The 24,370-nt window shown below is 48.0% G+C and carries 17 protein-coding genes; 8 read left to right on the top strand and 9 right to left on the bottom strand.

Translation table 11 applies throughout. From position 1 onward, the window contains the following. Together AWU77_RS20655 and AWU77_RS04340 are read right to left on the bottom strand one after the other, a co-directional pair. The gene (locus AWU77_RS20655) at window positions 1-2,922 is read right to left on the bottom strand and encodes a cellulase family glycosylhydrolase (protein WP_062059679.1); all 2,922 of its coding nucleotides are present in this window, start codon (window positions 2,920-2,922) and stop codon (window positions 1-3) included. Between the two features lie 176 nt (window positions 2,923-3,098). Then, on the bottom strand, window positions 3,099-3,707 hold the full coding sequence (locus AWU77_RS04340; RefSeq protein WP_062059677.1) for a DUF2214 family protein: 609 nt from the start codon (window positions 3,705-3,707) through the stop codon (window positions 3,099-3,101). 1,002 nt (window positions 3,708-4,709) lie between these two features. On the opposite strand from AWU77_RS04340, the gene AWU77_RS20055 reads away from it, so the two are divergent. The 3 genes from AWU77_RS20055 to AWU77_RS04320 all read left to right on the top strand — a co-directional run bounded on the left by AWU77_RS20055 (window position 4,710) and on the right by AWU77_RS04320 (window position 8,549). Next, complete coding sequence (locus AWU77_RS20055; RefSeq protein ID WP_084618047.1) at window positions 4,710-6,830, top strand: glycoside hydrolase family 6 protein; 2,121 nt, start codon at window positions 4,710-4,712, stop codon at window positions 6,828-6,830. Window positions 6,831-7,150: 320 nt separating this feature from the next. Then, window positions 7,151-7,396, top strand: a complete 246-nt coding sequence (locus AWU77_RS04325; RefSeq protein ID WP_062059673.1) for a TIGR02647 family protein — start codon at window positions 7,151-7,153, stop codon at window positions 7,394-7,396. Between the two features lie 154 nt (window positions 7,397-7,550). Then, window positions 7,551-8,549, top strand: a complete 999-nt coding sequence (locus AWU77_RS04320) for a DUF4380 domain-containing protein (RefSeq protein ID WP_062059671.1) — start codon at window positions 7,551-7,553, stop codon at window positions 8,547-8,549. Window positions 8,550-8,618: 69 nt separating this feature from the next. Here the strand turns inward: AWU77_RS04320 and pelA are convergent, their stop codons facing one another. Then, window positions 8,619-10,640, bottom strand: a complete 2,022-nt coding sequence (pelA, locus tag AWU77_RS04315) for a pectate lyase (RefSeq protein WP_084618043.1) — start codon at window positions 10,638-10,640, stop codon at window positions 8,619-8,621. A 52-nt stretch (window positions 10,641-10,692) separates the two neighbouring features. Further along, window positions 10,693-12,561 carry a pectinesterase family protein gene (locus AWU77_RS04310; protein ID WP_062059669.1) on the bottom strand — a complete coding sequence of 623 codons (1,869 nt, stop codon included), beginning with the start codon at window positions 12,559-12,561 and terminating at the stop codon, window positions 10,693-10,695. A 756-nt stretch (window positions 12,562-13,317) separates the two neighbouring features. Between AWU77_RS04310 and AWU77_RS04305 the strand changes: the two genes are divergently transcribed. Both AWU77_RS04305 and AWU77_RS04300 read left to right on the top strand, forming a co-directional pair. Next, window positions 13,318-15,153, top strand: a complete 1,836-nt coding sequence (locus AWU77_RS04305; protein WP_062059667.1) for a cellulase family glycosylhydrolase — start codon at window positions 13,318-13,320, stop codon at window positions 15,151-15,153. Between the two features lie 143 nt (window positions 15,154-15,296). After that, window positions 15,297-16,937, top strand: a complete 1,641-nt coding sequence (locus AWU77_RS04300; protein ID WP_062059665.1) for a sulfatase-like hydrolase/transferase — start codon at window positions 15,297-15,299, stop codon at window positions 16,935-16,937. On the opposite strand, the gene AWU77_RS04295 is transcribed toward AWU77_RS04300, so the two are convergent. Both AWU77_RS04295 and AWU77_RS04290 read right to left on the bottom strand, forming a co-directional pair. Further along, the gene (locus AWU77_RS04295) at window positions 16,934-17,737 is read right to left on the bottom strand and encodes a class I SAM-dependent methyltransferase (RefSeq protein WP_062059663.1); all 804 of its coding nucleotides are present in this window, start codon (window positions 17,735-17,737) and stop codon (window positions 16,934-16,936) included. The genes AWU77_RS04300 and AWU77_RS04295 overlap by 4 nt on opposite strands. Window positions 17,738-17,758: 21 nt before the next feature. Continuing rightward, window positions 17,759-18,805: a glycosyltransferase family 4 protein gene (locus AWU77_RS04290; RefSeq protein WP_062059661.1), complete on the bottom strand. Its 1,047-nt coding sequence runs from the start codon at window positions 18,803-18,805 to the stop codon at window positions 17,759-17,761. Between the two features lie 275 nt (window positions 18,806-19,080). Between AWU77_RS04290 and AWU77_RS04280 the strand changes: the two genes are divergently transcribed. From AWU77_RS04280 to AWU77_RS04270, 3 genes are read left to right on the top strand one after another with little or no spacing between them, the layout of a single operon-like run. Next, window positions 19,081-19,794, top strand: a complete 714-nt coding sequence (locus AWU77_RS04280) for a RibD family protein (RefSeq protein WP_062059657.1) — start codon at window positions 19,081-19,083, stop codon at window positions 19,792-19,794. Next, window positions 19,791-20,855, top strand: a complete 1,065-nt coding sequence (locus AWU77_RS04275; protein ID WP_062059655.1) for a zinc-binding alcohol dehydrogenase — start codon at window positions 19,791-19,793, stop codon at window positions 20,853-20,855. The genes AWU77_RS04280 and AWU77_RS04275 overlap by 4 nt, the downstream gene beginning before the upstream one ends. A 52-nt stretch (window positions 20,856-20,907) precedes the next feature. After that, window positions 20,908-21,285: a 6-carboxytetrahydropterin synthase gene (locus AWU77_RS04270; RefSeq protein ID WP_062059653.1), complete on the top strand. Its 378-nt coding sequence runs from the start codon at window positions 20,908-20,910 to the stop codon at window positions 21,283-21,285. An 89-nt stretch (window positions 21,286-21,374) separates the two neighbouring features. On the opposite strand, the gene AWU77_RS04265 is transcribed toward AWU77_RS04270, so the two are convergent. The 3 genes from AWU77_RS04265 to AWU77_RS04255 form a co-directional block, all read right to left on the bottom strand. Then, complete coding sequence (locus AWU77_RS04265; RefSeq protein ID WP_084618041.1) at window positions 21,375-22,433, bottom strand: lysylphosphatidylglycerol synthase transmembrane domain-containing protein; 1,059 nt, start codon at window positions 22,431-22,433, stop codon at window positions 21,375-21,377. After that, complete coding sequence (locus AWU77_RS04260) at window positions 22,433-23,551, bottom strand: CDP-alcohol phosphatidyltransferase family protein (RefSeq protein ID WP_193747493.1); 1,119 nt, start codon at window positions 23,549-23,551, stop codon at window positions 22,433-22,435. Before AWU77_RS04260 ends, AWU77_RS04265 begins: the two co-directional genes overlap by 1 nt. 423 nt (window positions 23,552-23,974) lie before the next feature. Beyond that, window positions 23,975-24,214 carry a hypothetical protein gene (locus tag AWU77_RS04255; protein WP_152625262.1) on the bottom strand — a complete coding sequence of 80 codons (240 nt, stop codon included), beginning with the start codon at window positions 24,212-24,214 and terminating at the stop codon, window positions 23,975-23,977. Window positions 24,215-24,370 lie beyond the last annotated feature (156 nt).

The following is a 24,370-nucleotide window of genomic DNA, read 5'->3' as shown; positions in this document are numbered from 1 at the left end:
TTAACGGGCGTCAAAGACGAGCGCGAAGTCCACAGGCACGGCCACACTGATCGATGCGATGCCAACCGCTGCACGCAGGGCTTCTACACCATCGGTGAGTGCATAGTCGCCAGCCTTGATCAGGATGGGCGATAAGCTTTGTACCAGGACGCGGTTAGCTGACAGTTTCTGTACGGAGACTTTGGTGGTAATCGCACCGGTCACACCATGCAGATTCAGGTTGGCAGAGATATCCGTGGTAGCCGATTGGCCAACGGCCAAGCTGCTGATCAACGTGGCAGGTACCGCCACAGTCACAGTCGCAGAGGGGAAGCTGGTCACTTCAAACAACAGGTCGCGCATACGTTGATCGCGCAGGGCGATACCGGTATTCACCGTGCTCAAATCGATGTTCAGGGTAGCCACACCTGCTGCACTGATATCACCGCTGATGCTGGTGAAGTTATGCACTTCGACAACATGGGTGTTTTTAGTGGTCACAAAGTTCAGGTAAGACGCGGTGGTATCCAGAGTCCATGCTGCAGTTGTAGCAACAGAAGAGCTTGAGCGACTGCTTGAGCTTGGTGCTACAGAACTTGGCGCTGAAGAGCTTGGAGCCACAGAAGAAGGTGCCGATGACGATGGCGCTACAGAGCTTGGTGCGCTTGAGCTGCTAGGAGCAACCGAGCTTGGTGCACTTGAGCTTGCAGGTGGTGGTGTCGCACCACAACCGATAGGTTGGGTAGATACCACAATGTCATCCATCCAAACGTCAGCAGAACGGCCGCTGAAGCTGTGGAAACCAAACATCACATAGTTAAACTTATCGCTCATCCAATCAGCACCCAAGGCGCCGTTGTTCCAATCGTTAGCCGAGGTAATGGAGTGAACTTCATTGCCGTTCACACGCATTTTCAAGGTGTCATAGGCTTGATCGGCCAGATAATCCACCTCAACGCAGTACCAGGTATTGGCCGCCATTTGTGGGCCTGAGTACCACTGGCTCATTTTTGGCGCGATGTTATCGCTTGGGATATGGTTGGTACCTAAAACCCCTTTGATTTGACCCACGCGGATTTCATCGTTGGCATCTTTGGTCTTTTTCAGGCCCAGAATATGCTCGTGGTTATCACCGGCCACATTGCCCATCGCAACGCTCATATTGACGTAGGCGCGGGTATACAGACGTTGAGTGCCAGCCGGCAGAGCGCGGATGATTTGCGCAGGTGCCGCGCCGCCTTTGAAGTGAATAGACTTGCTACCACTGTAGGACTTGGCGCTGTCAATCAACGCATATTGTGCGCCAGAGGTGGTGTTGCTGTTGTTTGGAACCCAGCCAATGAAGTTTTCCCAACCGCTTGGTTGAGTATTGACCGCACCGCTTTCAAAGGTTTCGCTGAACAGAACGCCTGCGCCGTTGTTCACAGAAGATGCTACAGAGCTCGGCGCCACTGAACTTGGTGCCACTGAACTTGGGGTGCTAGAGCGTGAGCTGCTAGGGGCAACACTGGAGGGGGCAACACTGGAGGTTGTTCCACTGTTCTGGCTAATCATGTTGTTGCGTACCAAGGTGCCAGAAGCCGTCAATTGCGCTGCCGTCCAGCCACCGTTAGCACTGGCATTTGGAACCAGCGCAGAAGAGCCTTCTGCCTTGTCGTTCAGTGCCCAGTTAGCATGGCTAATACCATTGGTTTTGAGGAAGCTCAACCAGGTGTTGGTTTCCGCTGTGTTGACAGCGCCACCGCCATCGGCATTCACTGAACCCCACTCGGTGACGAACAAGGCAATACCACGGTTCAATGCGGTTTGTGCTTTGTCGCGCAGGGATTGTTTGTGGGTGCCTGCGTAGAAGTGCAGGGTGTACGCGATGTTGCTGTAAGCAGTAATAGGGTCATTGGCTGCTACATCAACGTCTTGCGACCAGTTAGGCGTGCCCACAATAATCAGGTTGTCCGGGTCAATTGCACGGATTTCTTTGATTACGTCAGTCGCATAAGGCTTAAGTACACCACTCCATGAAATATTCAGTGGCTCGTTGTACACCTCATAAATCACGTTGTTGTAGTTGCCGTACTTGGTTGCCATCTCTTTGAAGAAGGTAATCGCCTGAGCTTTATTGTCTTCAGCGTGATGGGTATGCCAGTCGATAATCACATACATGTTGTTGGCAATCGCCGCATCAATCACGGTTGTTGCACGGGCTTTGTTGGATGCGTCGGTCAAATAGCCGCCTGCATCTTCCACGCCCATAGCAACACGCACCAGATTGGCTTTCCAATCAGACTTCAACCAGGACACGGTCTGTGCGGTGTAGTATTTCTCACCGCCCCAACCGGTATTGCTCCAGAACAGGCTCATGCCCGCTAGATTGGCTGGCTGGCCATTAGCAGTCACTTTGTTGCCTTGCACTACCAGTGGCGCTACACCTTGGGTGGTGCCGTTGGAAGAAACAGAAGAGCGAGAGCTGGATACACCGGGAATTGATGAAGGTGTAGATGAGCTGGCAGGTGCTACCGAAGAGGTTGTGGTGCCACCACATACTGCGCCGGTAATGGTAGGTATTTGTGCCGCTGCCGCACCTTTGCTGCCTTGAAAACCAAATTCAACCGTTTGGTTGGGCGCAATAGTGCCATTCCAGCTGAGATTGGTAGCAGAGTAAGGGTTAGTGCCGGTGAGGGTGGCGTTATAACTGCTGGTAACGCGGTTGTCGCCGCTGTACTGCCAGTTGATGTTCCAGCCATTGATCGTACTAGTCCCATCGTTGGTTATTCTTATCTTGGCGTCGAATCCATTATTCCACTGATTGTTAATCACATACTGGCAACCAGCATGTGCGGCAGTGGAGAGAGTGGATACAGCCAGGGAGAACCCTACCGCATAGAGGGAGCGGGTTAGGGCTCCATCCAGGCGAGGGGTGATCGCAGAGGCTTTAAAGCTACTCATAGTGTCTTCCTCGGAGGTAAATGCCAGCTTGCACTGGCAACGGTCATCAACATCGTTATTGTCAAAACGGGTAAAACAAACGGAACGGGTAAAGCAAACAGGTGCAGCGGGTCGCAATGATTGTTACAGCGCCGTCATCACGACCAAAACCCGATAGCAACTATCGGGTTTACAGATCAATCAAACTTACGGGAGGTGTTCATCCGAATTTGTTCGGTGAGCATAGGAGGCTCGGGTTCTGCTCTGCGCATGGCGCGCAAGACTTCACCGGCCACAATAAATGCACCAATCAGCAGGCCTGAGTAGATGAACATGACAAAGCTGTAGTCCACGGTGTAATTCCAGGGGCGGGCGATGCCGAGATAACAGGCAAACAGCCAGGATACAGAGGAGAGGGCGCCGGTAAGGGTCACCAGAATTTGTTCAAAGGTCGGCAGCCCCAGCAGCCCTTTGCGCGAGGTAACGCGGGGGAAGCTGAAGTAGTGCAGCGCGATACCGTTCAGGGTTAGCACGGCGACCACGGTGAATTTGGCCCAGAGTTTGGGGTTCATTAAATACTGCTGCGGGTTGTCTAAATAGCCGATCAGCACTAGCGACAGGCCGGAAATCCACAGGGCGATCAGGGCGATAAACATGATTTCGGCCGATCGGGTGAGGTCTTTGATGGCGGAAGCCGATAGTGGGCTGCCTTTGGATTTGGCGAGCGCCAGGTCTTGGATAAGTAAAATACCGATAGCTACACAAGCAGCCAGGAGGTGAGCATAAACAATGAGGGTTTTTAACATGATGATTTACGCCTTTGTCTATTTTGATTGTGTGGTTGCGCTAACAAACTTTTACCGAATAACTAGGATTAAACAAACACTACAAAAATAAGGTTTGGGTATTACAGGGGTGGCTCTCGATACAATGGTGATTGTGGGTAAAAATGTATTTATAAATAAAAATTATTGTTGTTATTGTCTTTTGTGACGCGAACTGTAGTTTTTTATGAGTGTGTTCTTTTTTGGTTGCATCGGTTCACTGTGTGCTCTTAAGTCTAAGCACGCTGGATAAATTACCCTAAAATGATAGCGCAAACAATGCATAAAAATCAAAGCAGATCTATTTTCTTGAGATGTAGGTTGAATGAGGTGAAAAGCATGGGTGGGTTCTATTCATAGGTAAAAGGTTGTTTATGTATTGGCTTTTTGTGCAGATTTTGGTTCGTTTTAATCCGTTGAAGTGGGTTGTGGTTCGTCAGTGAAGTGAAAATAGTTTCCTGTGGCTATTATTGAGCTGGTTGCATGGTTCCGATGAGCAATTTTCACCGCGAGCGGCAATTTTGAAAATTTTGTCGCTTAAAGGGTTGCGCAAACATAAATCTGATAGATTTTCTAGTGTGCAAGTGTACAATGTGAGCCGGGTCTCGGACGGTGATGTAGATAAAATCATATTATTGCAGGGCTGCCATCGCTGGACGTTTTTGTTAGGGGTTAGCAGCATATTTTGCTTTAAATAATAATAAAAAGTGTGATTCAGATGGTTTTTGCATGTTTTTTCGTCCTTCTTCTACATTTTGAGATATTCCGTAATTGTTTTTGCGAGCGAGTATGTTGCTGAGCTGGCGTCACTCTCTAAATTGCACTTCATCGTAAAGATTGCGCAAACAAACTATGCATAGATTGCTCAGATGCTGGCAAATACCTTGCGATATACCGGGATGTAGAAAAAGTCAGCGCCGTCACCGTTGGCGCAAAATAATAACGAGGCTTTACGCCTTCCTCATAGGATCCAGGAGAACTTGAATGACAACTCCAATAAGTAAAACGTATGGCTTGGCTGCGCTGTTAAGCCTTGGCTTAGCTGCGGCTAGTCAAGGTGCAGCAGCCGGCTGTGTTTACAAAATCAGCAATGAATGGAATACCGGGCTTACAGGTGAAATTGTGGTTACCAATAGCGGTAATAGCGCAGTAACTGGTTGGACCGTAGGTTGGCAGTATGCAACCAACCGCCTGACAGGCTCATGGAATGCTCAGCTCAGTGGTAGCAATCCCTACAGTGCAAAAGATATGGGCTGGAATGGCACTTTACAGCCAGGGCAATCGACCAGTTTCGGATTTCAGGTTGATAAGCGCGGCGGTGTGGCCGAAATTCCGAACGTTACGGGCAGTATTTGCTCCGGCACGGTAGTAACTAGTTCGTCAGCACCTTCGAGCATCCCGTCCGTTAGCTCTTCTCGCTCTAGCAGCTCTACTCCTGTGGTGAGCAGCTCCAGCGCGCCTAATAATGGCGGCCAACAATGCAACTGGTATGGCACCCTTTACCCTCTGTGTGTTACCACGCAAAGCGGTTGGGGCTGGGAGAACAACAAGAGCTGTATTGCGCGCTCAACCTGTACCAATATCGTAGGTGGTTCGTCCAGTAGCATTGCTCCTAGTTCGAGTTCTCGATCATCTGTTGTTCCGAGTAGCTCATCTGTTGCGACTACCAGTTCGGTAACGCCAAGCTCGCGTTCATCAGTCGCGCCAAGTAGTTCTTCTGTGGCAACAACTAGCTCTGTGGTCCCCAGTAGTTCAAGTGTTGCAACTACGTCAAGTTCAGTTCCGAGCACGAGCTCATCTATTGCACCTAGTTCACGCTCAAGTTCATCAGTATCGAGCGTGACGCCTGGCGTGCGTATGGATAATCCATTTGTGGGTGCCCAGTGGTACGTAGATCCAATCTGGTCTGCTAAAGCTCAGGCAGAAACCAATGGTTCAAAAGTTGCCGGTTATAACACTGCGGTGTGGATGGATCGCATCGGCGCTATTGCACCGACCGATGGCAGCTTCGGCCTGCGCGATCACTTGGATGCCGCATTGGCGCAAAAAGCGAATGTGATTCAAGTTGTTGTGTATGACCTGCCAAATCGTGATTGTCATGCCTTGGCATCGAATGGCGAGTTAAAACAAACTGCTGAGGGTAGTGCACGCTACCGCACCGAGTATGTCGATGTCATTGCCGGAATTTTCTCTGATCCTAAATACGCATCACTGCGGATTATCGCGATTATTGAGCCGGATTCGCTGCCAAACCTGGTTACCAACTTGAGCACGCCTGCATGTCAAGAAGCGACCGACCCAACTCATGGTTATGTGGCTAATACCCGTTACACACTGAGCAAGTTGTATCCAATTACTAACGTGTACAGCTATGTTGATATAGGTCACTCAGGTTGGCTGGGTTGGACTGACAACTTCGGCAAGGCCGTTACTTTGATTGGCAATGCAATTAAAGGTGCAACAGGTGGAGTAAATTCAATCGCTGGTTTCGTTTCTAACACATCTGGTTATACGCCGCTGTACGAGCCATTCCTGGATTCATTGGCGAACGGTTCATTCGGTACTGGTGGTGGTACCCAAACTCGCCAAGCGAAATTCTACGAGTGGAATCCTCACTTCAGCGAAGTTTCGTTTGTGCAAGCGTGGCGTACCGCGATGATTGCATCTGGTTTCCCATCAACCATTGGTATGTTGGTAGACACATCACGTAATGGTTGGGGTGGTCCAAATCGTCCGACTGCTGTATCTACTAGCACCGTGCTGGATACATTCGTAGATCAATCGCGTATTGATCGTCGTGCACACCGTGGAAATTGGTGTAACCAGCCCGGTGGTATAGGTGAGCGTCCACAAGCTGCGCCAGTTGCAGGTATTGATGCGTATGTATGGGTGAAGCCGCCAGGTGAATCTGATGGCGCTGCGTCTAAGGAGTTGTCATTTGACCCTCAAGATCCAGCGAAAGGTTTTGACCGCAATTGCGATCCAACCTACACCAATGCGGCTGGCACCACTACTGGAGCTTTGGCTAATGCGCCGGTGGCGGGTCGCTGGTTTAAGGGCGCATTCCAAATTTTAGTGAACAATGCTTACCCTCCACTGCAATAACTGTAGTGAAGTAAGCAACCGAGTGAGAGTGAGTATGGACAGGCATTTGGAGAGATGCCTCGGTCAAGGATGATTTTTTCAATGGATTCAGGTGGGTGGAGCGGTTTTATTACAGCTCCCGGCCACTTGCCAGATTCCAGGTGTTACCCCTAAAACTGTCTAGTTGCCGACCTTTCACTTTGTGTTTGGTCGGTTTTTTTTGCTAATTATTTTGGTGATACGCGCTAGCTATGCTATTTATAACTGAATGACCCAAAGGATTTGCTGCTTTGGTGTTACAAAGATGCGCTGTTAAAAATCAATAATAACGGAGAATGACTATGCCAATATCCCAAGAGTTAGTTGCCGAAATGCAAGTGCTGCGTATGTTTGATACCAGTACCAGTCAGTCCGGATTAAAGGTTCACTCAGATGCTTCGAGTGAAATTATCGCCGCAACCCGCCGCCTGTTTGAAAAACAGTTAACAACTCAAGTTGATGGTGGTTATCTCACTCCATTAGGTTATGAGTCCTCCGTGCACCTGCAACAATTACTGCAAATACTGAGTTCCAAGCCACTGCTCTAATATCAGCTAATTTAATCCCGATATAAAGCGACTCAGTGCAGACAATATCCAGCGTAGATTTTGTCGCACACTGCAAAAAAACCTACAAAAAATATTGAGTGAGAGATCAATCATGCCTATTCCTCCTATCTTTTTAGTAAGGATTTTTTTGTATATGTCTTTATTTACTGCGCTGTCTGCGCAAGCAGAAATTACGCGCATTCCATTGAGCAACGGTACGGTTGCTGTTGAAGTTACACCGGATATTGGCGGCCGTGTTGTATCGGTTGGTCTGGTTGATCAGCCCAATTTTTTGCGTGTGGGCGCTGCAGTTGTCAGCGAACCTAATCCTGCTGTGACGCCAAATGCGAATAATATTGCTTATTTTGGTCACGAAACCTGGGTAGGTCCGCAGAGCCAATGGTGGGTGCATCAGCTGGTAAATCCAGCGCGTGCAGCCGCAAAAGCGGTGTGGCCGCCAGATCCTTTTTTAATTCTCGCGAAAAATACGCTGCAGGAAAAAACACCACAGCGCGTGATTATGCAAAGCCCCAATAGCCCTGTGTCAGGCGTAGCTATGCAAAAAACGTTTGCATTGGTAGATGGAAAACCTAACCAAATTCGTGTGGATGTCACCGCACAAAACATTCGCGATTCCAGTGTTGCGTGGGATATTTGGTTTAACACCCGTGTGCCGCATACAACAAATGTATATGTGCCGGTGGCGAGCATGAATGATGTGCGCGTTGAGCATTTTACCGACGCAACCTATGGGCAGCTGGAACATAATTTCAGTGAGGGGTTATTTGCGTTGGAAAATTTTTCGCCTGTTACACACCAAGGGCGAAAAGGCAAAATTTTTATTCAGCCGGAGCAGGGTTGGTTAGCGGCATTTCGCGACCAACAATTATTGCTGATCCAATTTCCTCTGCAGCCGAAAAATGCGATTCATCCAGAGCAGGGGCAAATTGAACTTTATCAAGAATTTTTAAATGCCAATCCAGATGAGGGATTGTTAGAGCTGGAGGTACATGCGCCCTACAAAACACTCAAGCCCGACGAATCTATGTCTGCCACAGAAACTTGGACACTTCTACCCTATAGTGGCGAGCAAACTCCAGCAGCACAACGCGCATTTTTGCGTGGGCTAGGTGTTATTAATGCAGTTGATTAATGATATTTTTCTCTTGTTATTGCGCCCGGTTGTAACACCGGGCGCAATATTTTCAGTCATAGAAAAGTATTATAGATAGCCAACCTTTTGCGCAAAACTAATAATACTTTCACCATACGAACCTCCCCAACTATAACCGGTACGGCGCTCTTCCGACATCAATGTGATGTCATAAAACTTGCTGCCATCGCGGTCGCTGAAAAAACCACGATTGGTATTTAAGTCATAAAAGCGATACCACATTCTGCTGCCCGCTTTCGGGGCGATAGGATTCGTGGATGCTTTGGAAGAGTCGTAAGTGTAGCCCTCCAAATAGGTGTTCGGGCTATTGAACCAGTTGAGACCCGCTTTAACGGCGGTTTGGATTTGTGCTGTCTGCGGCTGAGTCATCAAAAATGCAATCACACCAACAGACTCGCTACCACTGAGCGATTCCAACTCATAAGCGCGCGCTTTTTTGGGTAGATAATCAGTCGCGCCATGTTGTGCGCACCAGGCTGTTAATTTTCCATTTTGTTTCCATTGCGCTTTTAAAATGTAATCAACGCCTTTGGTTACTGCAGTTTTAAATTTTGCGCGGTCTGCATCACTAAATACATCCGTATCAAACGGTGCGCGTTTGTTTGCTGCGAAATCCAGTACCGTTAGTGCATACGCCATGCCGTTATCATTAAACGTTGCATGATCGGCATAGCCGCCTTTCAGTGGATAAAATTGCGGCAACGCGCCGGTGCTGTATTGCGAATTGATTAAAAAGTTGGCCGCTTTGCGCACTGAATCGCGGTACTTGGTGGTGCCACCATTTTTATAAACTTCGGCGAGGTACACCATTTCAGTAATGGTTGCGCCGTTGTCGATGGTGCCGCTATCGCTGCCGCCGTTGCCTGTACTCACCGAGTTATAGTCGAGATTTTTTGGCCAGCCGCCATTAGATTGTTGATAAGAAAGTACAACATCTGCTCGTGATGTATTCCATTTAGTGCGCGATTTGTTGAGCCAGCTTGCGGCTGGATTGCCATCTAAGGTAAGCATTGTGCCGTTGCCTGTTGCTGGCACGGAACTGCTTGCTGCGCTGGAGCTGGATTTTACGGAAGATGCTGCGCTGCTACTGCTTACGCCGCCACAATTGCCCGCGTTAGTGGACGCGCCTTCAATTTTTATAAAATCGATATTCGCCAGGCCATCGGCTGTAAGCGCGGTGAGTTGCACGCTATTGTTACCTTGTACCAAATCTATTTCGATACTCACGGTTTGCCATGTTGCCCAGCTACCGGTTGTCGGCAGTTGTACGGTGTAATTGCCGTTGCTGCCGCCATTAATGATGAGTGCTCCATTGCGATTTGTTGTTCCGCCATTCGCATAGCGGAAGGTCACTGTGTGACGGCTGCTGGTTGTTGCATTTACTGCCCACGCAATCGCAGTGCCCTGTGAATTATTGGTATTGGTATAACCATTGCCGGTATAGCCGGCATTAGTATTTTCGGTGGCGATGCCATCTACGCGGCAGAAACCGGCTTGCTCTTCTTGAATTGTGAACGATGAGGTTGCCGGTGTACTCGAGCTACTGCTTGATGTGGAGCTGCTGGTTAGCGCCATCGAACTTGATGATTTGCTGCTGCTTGAACTGCTTGGTGCACTCGCTTTAATTGAGCTTGCAAGACTGGAGCTGACCACACTTGAATTGGATTTACTGCTGGGCGCCGATGAACTGGTTGCACCACATAAACTGCCACTCACCTTTGGTGCACTGGCTGTGCCATTTGCTTGAAAACCAAAACTGGCCGATGCGCCGGGGGCCAGAGTTGCATTCCAACCCAAGGCACTGGCAGTGTAAGGATTGCTGCCGGTGAGTGCTGCATTCCATGTATTGCTAATACTCGCACCGGACTCCTGCCATGACACCGACCAACCATTTACTGATTGATTGGTGTTGTTAGTTATTTTGATTTCCCCGGTAAATCCTGAGCCCCAATTGTTGGTCACTGTATAGCTGCATGCTGCCCATGTGGGTGAGGCTATCGCCATCGCCAAAGCGCTTATTGCAAATGTTGTTTTGAACGGTGTGAAAAAAATCTTGTTTGAGTTTTTCATAATATTTCCAAAGTGGTTATTAATATTTCAGTACTAGATGATGAATCTTTTTTTATTTGCTATAGCTGGGTTGCCAGCTGCCAAAAATATTGCCGATGGTATAAGTCGCTGCTTGTGTTGCAGTTAATTGTTTGGATTGCGGTGCGCGAGCAGAAGTATTGGCGCCCGCACCGGTAGTTAAATACTCAGAAAAGCGCGCAGTATCCAAGGTGTTCTCGCTCATTTTTACCCAGCCCACAGCAGAAATATGTTGGCCGAGTTCAGTGCGGATATAGGCGGCTGCGCCATAAGGTCTCCAGTTGCGGCCTAGCGCCACTGAACCTTTGGCGACATTGGGTGTGGCAGTGACTTTGCCGCCGAGAAAAACCAACCCGTAGGGCACGGTTTGTTCTGTGCTAGGCGCAGTTAGAGCAGAGCCGCCACCGACACTGTGAATGGTATTGTTTTCAAAAACTGCAGTTGCTGCGCCGAAGATAAAATCAACAGTGCCTTGAATATGGCAGTTGCGATAATACTGAGTGCCGCTGTGGGTATAGAGAGTGTCCTGATTGCCAAGCAAACGACAATTGCGGAACTGCAAACGCTGACCTTGCGCCAATAACGCAACCGCCTGTGAACCAATACCGAATGAATTTTCGATGGTGATATTTTCCATGGAAATATCATTTGTTTTGATCGTTACACTCGCGCTGCCGGATGTGCCAATTGCAGTGCCGTCGGCCTTCAAGGTGCTGGCACCATCGTTGTAGGTCAAAATTGTCGATGCTTCTTTTCCGGTTTGTCCACAAAACGTTACCAAGGGTTTGGTGATCAATAATTTTTCGCGATAGGTGCCCGGTTTAATGCGAATTTGCGTAGGTGTAGTGTTACTACTCGAAATCGTATTCAGTGCCGCCGCGATAGTTTTGTAAGTGGCCGAACCATCTGCTGCGACTTGCAAAATAGGTTGCGATGTAACGCTGTTGCAATCCTGCGCGGCTGGTGTTGTTGGTGCAGTAGGGCAAGCGGCAGGTGTTACGCCATTGCCTGTCACGCTAATGCTATCGATATTAGCTAAACCATCAGCCGTTTCTGCAACAAGTTTTACACTGTTGACGCCTGCCTTAAATGGCACGCTGACATTAACGGTTTGCCATTGCGTCCAATTGCTATTGGTGGGGAAATCCAGCGTTTTAATTGAAATATCATTAACTTCAAGGCTTGCGCGTCGCGCGGCACTGCCACCATTGCCGAAACGAATTTGCATGTTATAACTCGCGTTATTCGCAGCGTTGATGCTCCACAGGATAGATGCACCAATAACATTTTCTGTATCGATAAAACCAGTGCCGGTATAGCCAGAATGTTTGGTATCGATCACCCCGGAGTTGCTACAAAATCCCACCGCACTTTCTTCAAAAATCCAGCTGCTTTCTGCAGGGATGGAGGATGCAGCGGATGAAGAACTTTTACTGGAGCTAACGGCAACACTGCTTTTTATACTCGAACTCGAACTGACAGCCGGAGTGCTTGATTGAGTGCTGGATGTGGTCGCGGTAGATGAGGTTGCCACACCACACAAACTGCCGTTTACTGTTGGTGTACTGGCGGTGCCATTCGCTTGAAAACCAAAACTGGCCGATGCCCCGGGAGCCAGTGTCGCGTTCCAACCTAAAGCGCTCGCGGTGTAAGGATTAGCTCCGCTCAGTGTTGCATTCCACGCGTTAGTCACACTCGCACCGGGTTCTCGCCATGACACCGACCAGTTGTTGACTGTTTGGCCGGTATTGTTGGTGACCTTGATCTCACCGGTAAATCCGTTGCCCCAATTGTTTGTGACGGTATAGCTGCAAGCTGCTCCGGCATGTTGGCTAGCAGCCAGCATAATGCCAGCACTGAGCACTGAGAGTTTAAGTAGGTTTGTAGTGGTGGACGAATTCATAAAGTTCCCGAATCTAGTGGTTTTTGGGAAGCACCGTTATCGAACATGGCAAGCCAATCCAAGGCCAAGAGGCTAGGGTGGGTAGGCGATCACATACCGATATTGGATATCACTGCGGTATAGGTTCGAACAACAAAGTGCTTTGGCTATTTTTTATGTAGTTTTAAACGCTTGTGCAGAGATATTTGCCAAGCTATTGCCGATTCGTTGCTGGTTCTAGGTAGGCCTTAATTCTGCCTTTATGGATATAGTTATTGATGTCTATATTGCGGATTTATAATACATATATGGTTTGCTTTTAAACATAAACATCGGTAATGAAAATGTGGACTGGAGCCTGTTTTGAAACATTTGTTCACAGCGGGGCTGCTTTACAGATGTTTTTTGTTTTCATATAAAAACAAAAAACAATTAGTAAAAATGATTAAGCTGTTTTGTATGTCATTCACGGCCGAAAAACCGAATAGTGATCTCAATTTTTCATATATAAAAACATTTCTATTTGTGAATCCCGTCACATATTCAGTTTTCTGTCACTAAAAGCCACCATTAGACCGGATATTTCAAGTCTTATTTATCGCATTAGTCGTTAGTATGTAGTCCTGCTGACTATTTTGATAACAAAGCTTTTTCTCGATATTTTCCCTCGTAGATGCTGTATAGCGCCGCTGTATTTAGTCCACGGCAGATCCTCCCGGCCGAAAGGATGTGTCCTTACGTCGGGTTAAAAATCAATAACAACAGGAGCACTCCCTGATGAATATCTCGCAGCTTAAAAAACTCGCGACCGCCGCACTGTTGAGTGCCGGTATGTTCGCGGCGCAAGGTTCGCTTGCGCTAAGTTCTGTAGCGCCCATCGCCAACTGTAAGTATGTAGTGAATAACTCCTGGGGAAGTGGTGCGACGGCCAGCATAGAAATTACCAACATAAGGTCTACGGTAATCAATGGTTGGAGTGTGAATTGGAGTTATGCCAATAATCGTGTGACTGGCAGTTGGAATGCAGCGGTTACTGGCAGCAACCCATACACTGCTAGCAATTTAAGTTGGAACGCTAACATCCAGCCAGGTCAAACCATTTCAGTCGGTGTGCAGGTTAATGGCAATGGCGCGATTGAAGCGCCTACTGTGTACGGCAGTATTTGTACGAATAGTTACAGTGCTTCTTCTACTTCAACCAGTGCATACAGCTCTTCATCGAATATTCCGTCAAGTCGCTCATCTTCATTGAGTAGCGTATCTTCGTCATTGAGTAGTGTGTCTTCGTCAAGCCTTCGCTCATCCGTTAGTTCATCAACATCGGCTTGTTCGGGCGTACAGCAATGTAACTGGTACGGCTCGCTTTATCCTTTGTGCGTGACTACGCAAAGTGGCTGGGGCTATGAAAACAATAAGAGTTGTATTTCCCGCAATACCTGTACCAGCCAGCCTTCGCCGTTTGGTGTAACAGGTGGCGCGTGTGTGCAATCGAGTTCATCCAGCTCTTCGCTAAGTTCCTCAAGTATTCGCTCCAGTATTTCTTCTAGTCGCTCTTCGAGCAGTTCATCGTTAAGTTCTGCTGGTGTAACCAGCGTACAACTGACTAAGTTGATGGGTATTGGTTGGAATGTGGGTAACTCGCTGGATGCAATCGGCGGTGAAACCAATTGGGGTAATCCCTTAATTACCCAGCAATTAATTAACTCGGTGAAAGCAGCAGGTTTTAAAACAATTCGTTTGCCTGTCGCATGGAGTAAATTTTCAAACGAGCAAAATTTTGTGATTCAAACCGCGTGGATGGATCGTGTTGAGCAGGTGGTGAATTACGCACTAAACGCGGATATGTATGTGGTGATGAATATCCATTGGGATAATGGCTGGATGCAACCCACCTATGCGCAACAAGCCTATGTCAATAATCGTTTGAAAATTATGTGGACGCAGATCGCCACGCGTTTTGCCAACTACGATGATCGCTTGCTCTTTGCAGGTACTAACGAAGTGATGGTTGATGGCGATTACGGCACACCCACTGCCGAATACTACACAGTGCAAAATAGTTTCAACCAAACTTTTGTTACCGCGGTGCGTGCGACCGGTGGAAAAAATGCGACTCGTCATTTGGTAGTGCAAGGCTTCAATACCAATATCGATCACACGGTTAATTTTGCAAAAATCCCGACCGATACCGTTAGTAATCGTCTAATGATGGAAGTGCATTATTACGATCCTTACAACTTCACCTTGAACACCAGCAGCAATATTACCCAGTGGGGCAAAAATGCGACTAATCCCAATGCGACGGAAACCTGGGCAAATGAAGCCTATACCGATGCACAATTTCAAAAAATGAAAATCAATTTTGTGGATAAAGGTATCGGGGTCATTCTGGGCGAGTACGGTGTGGTTTCACGCACCAACGTTGCAGATCACGAAACCTATCGCAACTACTGGAACGAATACATCACCAAATCTGCCTACACTCATGGCATGGTACCGGTGTATTGGGATAATGGTTACGGCGGTAACGGAGGCATGGCATTGTTTGATCGCGCCTCGGGTGCCCAGCTTTACCCTAACTTGATTCAAGCCATTGTGAAGGCAGATGATTAATCCCTAAACGGCTGGTACAAAACTGCAAGATCAACAAGGCGGCTAACCACCGCCTTGTTTTTTTATGCGCATCGCCCTGAATGATCCCGGCATGATAAGCTTGAGCGATAATTAGAAATTTCAGGTCGCCGTAGCTTTATATCATGAATAAAACGAGCTCTTCTCCCGCCTATTTGTCGTTTGGTCTGCATTGTTTTGCGCTTGCCTTGTTAATGGTTGCGTTGCTCGTTCCCAATCGCATTGATGCGCTGGGCATTTCATCCTTTTATTTTTTTCCTGTAGAGATTCTAGTGCTCAGTGTGCTCCTGCTGTTGCGCGGGCGTGTGGGTTTGATTCTGCGCTGGATAATGGCCGGGTTTTTAGCCCTGGGAATTATTTTTAAGTGTGCCGATATGGCAACGTTTAACGTATTTGCGCGGCCATTTAATCCGGTGTTTGATGGCTATTTGTTTGCTAATGGTATGAACTTGCTCAACGGTGCGATTGGTAAAGTGGGCGCGTTAGTGGTGGCCGCATTATTAATATTGTTGGTGTTGAGCATCACCCTGGCGGCGTTTTGGGTCTTGGGGCGCGTGCAGCATTTGTTGCGCAAAGCTGAGCAGCGCGCACCATTGGTGTTAATAGCTGGATTATTTGTTGGTGCGGCGTTTTGGTTTGCCTTGTTTTTTGGCGGTTCAATAAAAGCATCCATGCAGTTCTATCAGCATTTATCCAACCACGCGCGCGCCGTTGTTGCGACGCTTGCCGACCTCAAAACCTTCAATGCGCAATTAGATAAAAGCGAAAAATTCGTTGATCAATACCGCGCGTTATTTTCCCGTTTGCAAGGTAAAAATGTACTGGTGATATTTGTGGAATCCTATGGTCGCACAGTGCTGGATAATCCGGAATTTTCACCCCATGTGCGCCCGCTGCTAGAGCAAGTTTCCACTGAGCTGGAGGCGCAAGGTTTTGCAATGCGCAGCGGCTTTTTAACCTCCCCCACCGTGGGTGGTTTAAGTTGGCTCGCCCATGGCACGGCTTTGTCAGGTGTGTGGATTGACAATCAAATCACTTACAACAGTTTGATGATGAGCAAACAGCCCACGTTGAACCGCCTGTTTAATCAAGCAGGCTGGCGCACAGTGGCGGTTATGCCCGCGATCACTATGGATTGGCCAGAGGGAAATTATTACGGCTACGATCATATCTACCACTCGCGCAATCTCGGTTACCAAGGCAAGCCCTTTAATTGGGTGACTATGCCGGATCAATACACTTTGTCTGCTTTTCATAAACGTGAACTTGCGGAAAAATCCTCAATTCCAGTGATGGCTGAAATTGCATTAATTTCTTCCCACGCCCCCTGGACGCCAATTCCTGAATTAATTGACTGGAATGCGGTGGGTGATGGCACTGTGTTTAATACGCAAGCAGGCAGTGGCGATAGCCCGGAAGAAGTCTGGAAAAATAATGCGCGCATTCGTTTGCAATTCCGGTTGTCAATCGAATATGCACTGCAAACTATTGCGTCTTATATTGTGAATTACGGTGATGATGATTTAGTGGTATTGGTATTGGGCGATCATCAACCCGCGCCGATTGTTACCGGTGAAACAGATCGCACTAAACCCGGTAGCATGGATGTACCCATTCATATAATCGCGCGTGACCCACAGGTAATAAAAGCAATAGAACAGTGGGATTGGACAGCGGGCATGGTGCCCTCTGTCGATGCGCCGGTGTGGCGCATGGATAAATTACGCAATAAGTTTATCGAGGCTTTTTCATTGCCAAATCATTAACGCGGCAGCGCGAGCACATCAAAGTGGCCGACAACACAACTGCCGTTGTTTATGTTCGATATACGAAAATTTTTCCACTCGGTTAATTCGTTAGTATTTAATCCATAATCTTCATCAATTGCAGCTGCGATGCCATTGATTAATTCTGTTAGCAGCTGCGCATCATTTGCCATTAATTGCCAAGGGCTCTGGGCGATTGAAACGGTATAACCCCTGTTTTCCAGCGCTTGTGTTAAATACTCAGTGCAGTCAGGGCCGAGTGCCGGGCCAAAACCTTTGTCTTTACGTTGATCTTGATTAAAAGCGGACAGCACTTTTTCATCGAGCGGATGCGCTGGTATCCATTGGGTTGTGCCATCGTAATTTAACGCACAGTACAATGCTGTTTTGTGTGCACTGATACGATCAATCAAGGCATCGATAAACTCAGCTGAGACCAAATCCATCAATGCCGAGGCGGTGATTATATGTGCGCCGGTCAGAGGTAATTCGCCAATCACATTCAGATCCGCTTGGTAGTCTTCAATCAAATAGTTTTTGCCGTGGCGGCGCAGGGCTTCGTCTAATAATTTTCCATCCAAATCAACCAGTCGCCACACCAAATTGTTGGCGCCAAGTTTGGTCAGTGCACGCAGAGTTGCGCCGGTGCCCGCACCCAAATCAACGATAATCCGGTCAGGTGAAATCGGATCGGTTGCCTGGCCGAGCCAATCCAACGCTTGTGTCGCGAGGGATTTATCGCGTGCAGCAAAATCGGCATTTTCACGTAAATCCAGCCAAGTGATTGAAAAACTACTCATAGGATGACTCACTTTTACTTTTCATTTTGGAATATGTTGCTGAAGCAGCTGTGCGACAGTGCGCGCACTGTCAGCCCAGCGAGGTAATTTTTTTGCGGTGGCTTGTGCACCTGTTTGCAAGCGCTGGCGTAAGTTCTTATCCGTCAATAATGTTTGTAATGCGTGGGCGAGTGCGGTTGAATCATTCGGTGCGACGAGTATGCCCGCGCTTTCGGGCACTACATCAGGTACTGCGCCTGCGCGCGCGGCGATAATCGGTAAACCAAAACCCAGCGCTTCCGCAAATGCCATACCATAGCCCTCAAACAGTGAGGGCAATACAAACACATCTGCCGAAGAATATTCTGTCGCTGAATCAGTGACATTGCCGACAAAGACTATACGTTGTTCCAGCCCGTAATCGGCCACTTTATTTTTCAATGCTAAAACCCAGTCCGAGTCAAATTCCATTCCGCCCACAAAACGCGCAGTCCATTGCAGGTGTTGTATTTGAGCGAGTGAGTCGATCAATACATCGTGCGCTTTGCGCCGTGTGAGTGTGGCCAAGGTTAATAACACCGGCGGATTGCCGTTGCAGGGTGCAAAGGTTTGTGCATCCGTTCCCGGCAGTGCGATGGTGATTTTCGCTGCGGGAAGGACAAATTGTTCAGTGAGAATTTTTGCCGTCATTGCACTGGTCACTATTACGGCCTTGGCCGCATGCAGTGCGCGCTGTTCCGATAAAAAAAGTTGTTGCGTTTGCTGCTGTGTTAATCCCGTTTCCAGCATCAATGGGTGATGGCAGAGTGCGATAATATTGAGGCGCGCGGCATGTTCTGCGGCGATAATATCCATAACGCCAAACGCGAGGCCATCAACAATGACAATACTTTGGTCGGGCAGGGTAGCAAATATAGCAGCGGTAGCAGCGAGTACCGCTGCATCTGGTGCGGGAAAACGACTGGATAATTGAACCAGGTGAATAGTGTGACCCAGTGCCTGCAACTCAACGATCAAACGCCGGTCATAAGCATAGCCACCGGTTAAGGTGTTGATATCACCGGGAATTGCAAAATAAATAACCGCCATTACGCCATTGCTCGTAGATTGTTCGTGACCTGAATTGTTCGTTACATAACATAGTTAGAAAATTTTCAGCCGACTATGGCAACACAATTCTTCAACAGTAGCGGTGCAATTCTCCATGAGTCGCAGTGTGATTGCCAGCATAAACGGCGTGATTCACACCCCTGTGAATCATTGGGTTAGTTGCCTTGCCTAATGTGAGAGTGCGCCGTAAGATCGCGGTTGCGCTCGGCTTGCGCAAAGCCCACCACAATAAACGCTCCATCACAGTGATATGCATGAATCTGAATCAACGAATTGAACATTGGCTGTCTGATAATAAAAAAGCATTTCGCGCAACTGGCCGACCTTTTGTCACACTCAGTTATGCACAGAGTCTCGACGGCAGTATCGCCCTGCGCTGCGACGAACCACTGGCATTAAGTGGTGAACAATCGCTGCGTTTAACCCATCAATTGCGCAGTATTCACGACGGCATTTTAGTGGGTATTGGCACGGTGTTAAGTGATGACCCGCAGCTCACCGTGCGCCACTGGGTCGGTCAAAATCCGCAGCCCATCGTGTTGGATAGCCAATTGCGTATGCCCCCCAAGGCGCGTTTATGTTGCCTGCCCGATAAACGCTGCTGGGTGTTAACCACGGTGGATGATCACGGCGCAGTGATTGAGGGTTTGGATATCACCGCGCTGCAAGGCGATGCCGATGGCCGCGTGTGTTTGCCGCACGCATTACAATTATTGTGGAATCGTGGCATCAAGAGTTTGATGGTGGAAGGCGGTGCAAGTGTGATCAGCGCATTTTTATCGGCGCGTTTGGTGGATGCAGTTGTGCTCACCATTACGCCGCAATTTGTTGGCGGTTACAAAGCGGTTAAAGATTTAGAGCAAACGTCGCGCGCCGCATTACCAAAATTAAATCCTTTTTTCTCCGAACGTCTGGGTGATGATCTCATCCTCTGGGGAAATATTTCCTATGGCGATACCGCAGCATGACGACTATCTCCCCAGCAAAAAAAATCCCGCCTATACAACAACTCTGGTTCACCGATATTGAGCAAGTTGAAGTGCGTGAGCATCAGGTGCGCGAATTGCGCGATGATGAATTATTAATAGCCGTCGAATGCTCTGCAATCAGCGCCGGAACAGAAATGTTGGTGTATCGCGGGCAAATTCCCAATGACATGGCGCTGGATGCAAATATCAGTGCGCTGCAAAATCAACTGCAGTATCCGCTGCAATACGGTTATGCCAGCGTCGGTATAGTGACCCGTGTGGGTGACAAAGTAGATGCAGATTGGCTCGGGCGGCGTGTATTTGCGTTTCAACCCCACGCAAGCCATTTTATAACCACCGCCGAAAATCTTATCCCTGTGCCCGATGATATCAGCGCAGAAGACGCCGTGTTTTTACCCAATATGGAAACCGCTGTAAATTTAGTGCAAGACGGTAAGCCCGCGTTGGGTGAACGGGTTGTGGTATTGGGGCAGGGCATAGTCGGTTTGTTGCTCGCAAGTTTATTGGCGCAATTTCCGCTTGCACAACTGCACGCCGTAGATGCCATTGCCTTACGCCGTGAGCGCGCTTTGCAGTTAGGTGCGAATAGTGTATCCGATCCATTTTCTGCAACTGACATGAAAATGTTAAACGCTCAATTGTATTGCAGCGAAAATATTAAAGGTGCCGATTTAATTTATGAAGTGAGCGGCGTGCCGGATGCGTTAAATCTCGCCATAGATTTAACCGGGTTTGCCAGCCGCATTGTGATCGGCAGTTGGTACGGTAATAAATCTGCAGCGATTGCTCTGGGTGGTGATGCGCATCGCAATCGGTTGCACATTACTACGAGCCAGGTTAGCAGCCTTGCACCGGAGTTGAGTGGCCGCTGGAGTAAAACGCGCCGGTTTGAACTTTGCTGGCACATGCTGCGCAAATTGCAGCCAAGTAATTTGATTACCCATCGCGCGCCACTGTGCGATGCCCCTGCGATTTATCAGCAATTGCATCAAACCCCTGAGCAAATTCTGCAGGCAGTTTTTACCTATGCACCTGCATAACTGATTTCCATTTTTTCGTTTATCTTTTTAATTTCAATATAGGCAGATTTTTATGTATACCGTTGCAGTAACCCGCGATTTTATTGCCAACCATTTCCTAATCGGCGGTGACTGGGGCAGTGAAAACTTTCCCCATGCCCATCACTATGTAGCAGAAGTAAGTATCGAAAGCGACCAGTTGGATAAACACGGTTATTTGGTCGATATAGTAGAAATAGAAGCCGCACTGGATAAAGTGGTCAGCTATTTTCGCGATAGTATGCTGAATGAAAAAGAAGAATTCGCCGGATTGAACCCCAGTATCGAACATTTCAGCCGCATCATTAATGAAAAAATCATCGCGCTGATTAATCCACCCGGAACAGGTTCACTCAATATTAAATTGTGGGAAAATGCCACCTGCTGGGCGGCGTACCGCAAGCAGTTTTAAACCGAAGTCGCGCGGGGATCGATAGGTTTTAAAGCAAAATAATAAGCTGGACTTCCGCAAGCGGGAGTGACGATGAGAATGTTCTGGTATTAATGGGAGTTGTTATTCTCGTTTGCGGATTCATCAAGTAGGGAGTCGTCATCCTCGCGCAGCGGGGATCCAGCTTTTGATCTATAACGCAAACACCCAAGCCCAACCAGCAAAATAATCCCATCGCGCAAACGCATTAGAGCAATCACACCCAGTGCTGCACTCGCCGGTAAATTCAGCGTAGTAAAAGACCAAAGTACCGCCGCCTCCAATGTACCAACGCCACCGGGCATAGGCAGTAACAAAGCCATGCGCATTGCCACTAGAATAATCAAAAAGCTGTGCAAATCCGCCTGAATACCCACAAAGCGTAAAATCAAATACAGCTCACCCAATAATCCCAGCCAACCGAGCAGCGATAAAACAATCGCACAGGTAAATCGCATTCTTTGTGTGCGTAGCGTATTGCGTAAATCATCGCCTAATGATTGCCAGTGTTGATTAATCTTGCTGAGCCGATAATTGTGTTGCCAGCGCGCGGCGACTCGTTCAAGGCGCGCGTTAATCCAGTTTGGTTGTTTTATTAATACCCAAGCCAGTAACAACATTAACCCTAAAAATAACAAAAGCGGCAGCAACGCATTTTTCCAATCGCCAATTGTAGGGTTTCCGCCATCGCCAGTCGCAAAAAGTAAAATCAGTACCGCCAATAACAGCACTGAAAAATTAACCCAGAGTTCAAAAAAGCGATCCAAACCCAATGACAACAGTGCTTTGCGCAAGGGCAACCCGTAGCGGTACAACCAATAAATTTGCAGCGGCTCGCCGCCAAATTGTGGGCCGGGGGTAATAAAACTTACCGCTTGCCCCGCTTGGCGAATAATTAACAGCCTGAAAAAATTGATCGGCACCGCTAAAGCTTGTAGCAATATTTGCCAGCGCAGGCTGAGTAGCAAAATAATTGCACAATTTAGCCCAATCCAAACAAGCCATTGCGCTGCGCTGAGTGTGGTAATGCTGGTGGTTATATCGGCGAGCGGTAATTGTGCGAGTGTCCAGGCAGCTAATGCCAATGCGCACAGCCAAAGTAAAAAAGTAAATAATTTAGCGCGCTGCATTAATGGCTGTCCTCACCATCGCGGCGGTTAACCCAGCGGTCATCCCACTGCCAGATGCTAAACCGGCCAGTGCCTAATAACATCAACCAAACACTGCTTAGTATTATTGCCGCGTTCACCGCATTAAGTACATTTTCTCCTTGCAGCAAAGTAATCACTATTAAGATGCACAGCGCCGCAACGCGGCCAGCGAAGCCGAGCAGGGCGGCGGCGGCTAATAGCAGTAAGCTCGTCTGTATTGATATCGGTGTATGAGTTTTTTCGAGGAAGATAAAAATAACAACAACAACAAACAGCAGTGTGCGCAACGATGGTTGAAAATAATATTGGCTGAACTGTGCGAGGCGATCAAAAAAAACGCGGCTCTGTGTATTGCTTGGAATCCTGCCGCTCACGACAAGCCAATCTACAATAAACCCGAATAAAATTGGCAGCATAAATGCTATACCCATAAGTGTTGTTAAGGGCGCGTGAAAGCAGGGCAATAAAACAAACGCGACAAAACCCATCTGAAAACCTGCAAGGGTGCGGCGCAAAAGGCTGGGCATGAGCGGGTAAACCGGCAAATTATGTGTGCGCCGCCAATACATGCCCCACACAAAAATATAATAAGCCGCGCTTACCAGTAAAAAACTCCAGTGAACCTTGCCGTAACCCACGGCGAGTAACGGCGCTACTAATAAACCCAGCGCGTCATACACTGTGTCCAATTCGCTGCCCAATAAGCTTGTGTGTTTGGTGCGGCGCGCAATAAATCCATCCATGCGGTCAAGCAGCGCCGCAACCGCATACAGTACGCCCGGAACCCAAGCAATCAATCCTGCCGTCTGCGGTTGCAACAAAAATCCCCCGGTCAATGCAATCAACCCACCACGCACTAAAGTCAACCGGTTTGCCCAACCCAACGTAGGGTAGAGCGGCGCACTTTCATCCGCGCGGTTCAACTCCACCCGCCGCCACAACTGCCAGCACACATAAGCCCACAAACCATCGGCAAGCAGCAACCATTGCAGCGCATTGAGCGCGGTGAACTGCTCAAGCGCAACAAACACACCCAGCAGCACCGCCATGCTCACTAAAGCAGCTAAAAGTATTTCGTTTTTTATAGTTGAATACATTGGGTTCATCATCGTAAAAATTACAGCCGCTATCCTATACGTGCAGGCTGTTCTTGGGGAGTAATAATCTACAAAACCCCTCATGTAATATCCTGTAATACCCGCTGGCGTAATATCCGGCAATAGTCTTTAATGCGGTTTTGTGTTTGCGGGCAGGTGTGATTTACGAAATTTTCTGCCGGCAGGGTAAGAGTGAATTGGTTGGGGTGGATTGCGTAATCGCGTTTGTAAACTGCAACAGTTTTTAGGGGAGTAACGTGCCCAAAGCGGAAGCTCAAAAATAGAGGCTATATATCTAGGAATTAATCAAGCCATATATCGTCAGTTCCAAATTTTTGGATTGCTAAGATATTACTGCTGTGAAGACTTATAAAATAATGTGATTAACTTACAAAAGTCCGAGCCTGCACTCGGGTTTTTTATTTACACCGTTTCAACCAACTTCTCAATGCTGATCAAATAAGGCGCCGTTTTTATTGGCATTGTTTCTGCTATGGCTGATAAATTTTGATAACGCAATAATTGGGCTTTATAGGATTCCATTTCTCTTGCGATAAACGCTGCTTCTGTTTCCCCGCTTTCGATATCACTGCTTTTGTAATCCACTATCCAGCGAATATCATCGGCCATAAACGTACGGGCGATGATTTTTTGTTTTCTCATTCTGTTATATATTTTCTATTTTTGAATGTGAGAAAAATCTGTTTTTGATACTGCAGCATCTGTGATCCCTACCGCGAATATCGGACACCTTAGAAACTGAGTAAACTTACTCCAGAGGTGATCCATGAGCAAGAAACAATCCACGCAAACGAACAA

It is taken from the genome of Cellvibrio sp. OA-2007 (genome assembly GCF_000953825.1).
Classification (GTDB): Bacteria; Pseudomonadota; Gammaproteobacteria; order Pseudomonadales; family Cellvibrionaceae; genus Cellvibrio.
Note: the sequence above shows the minus strand (reverse complement) of the source record. Positions and strands in the feature narration are given on the sequence as shown.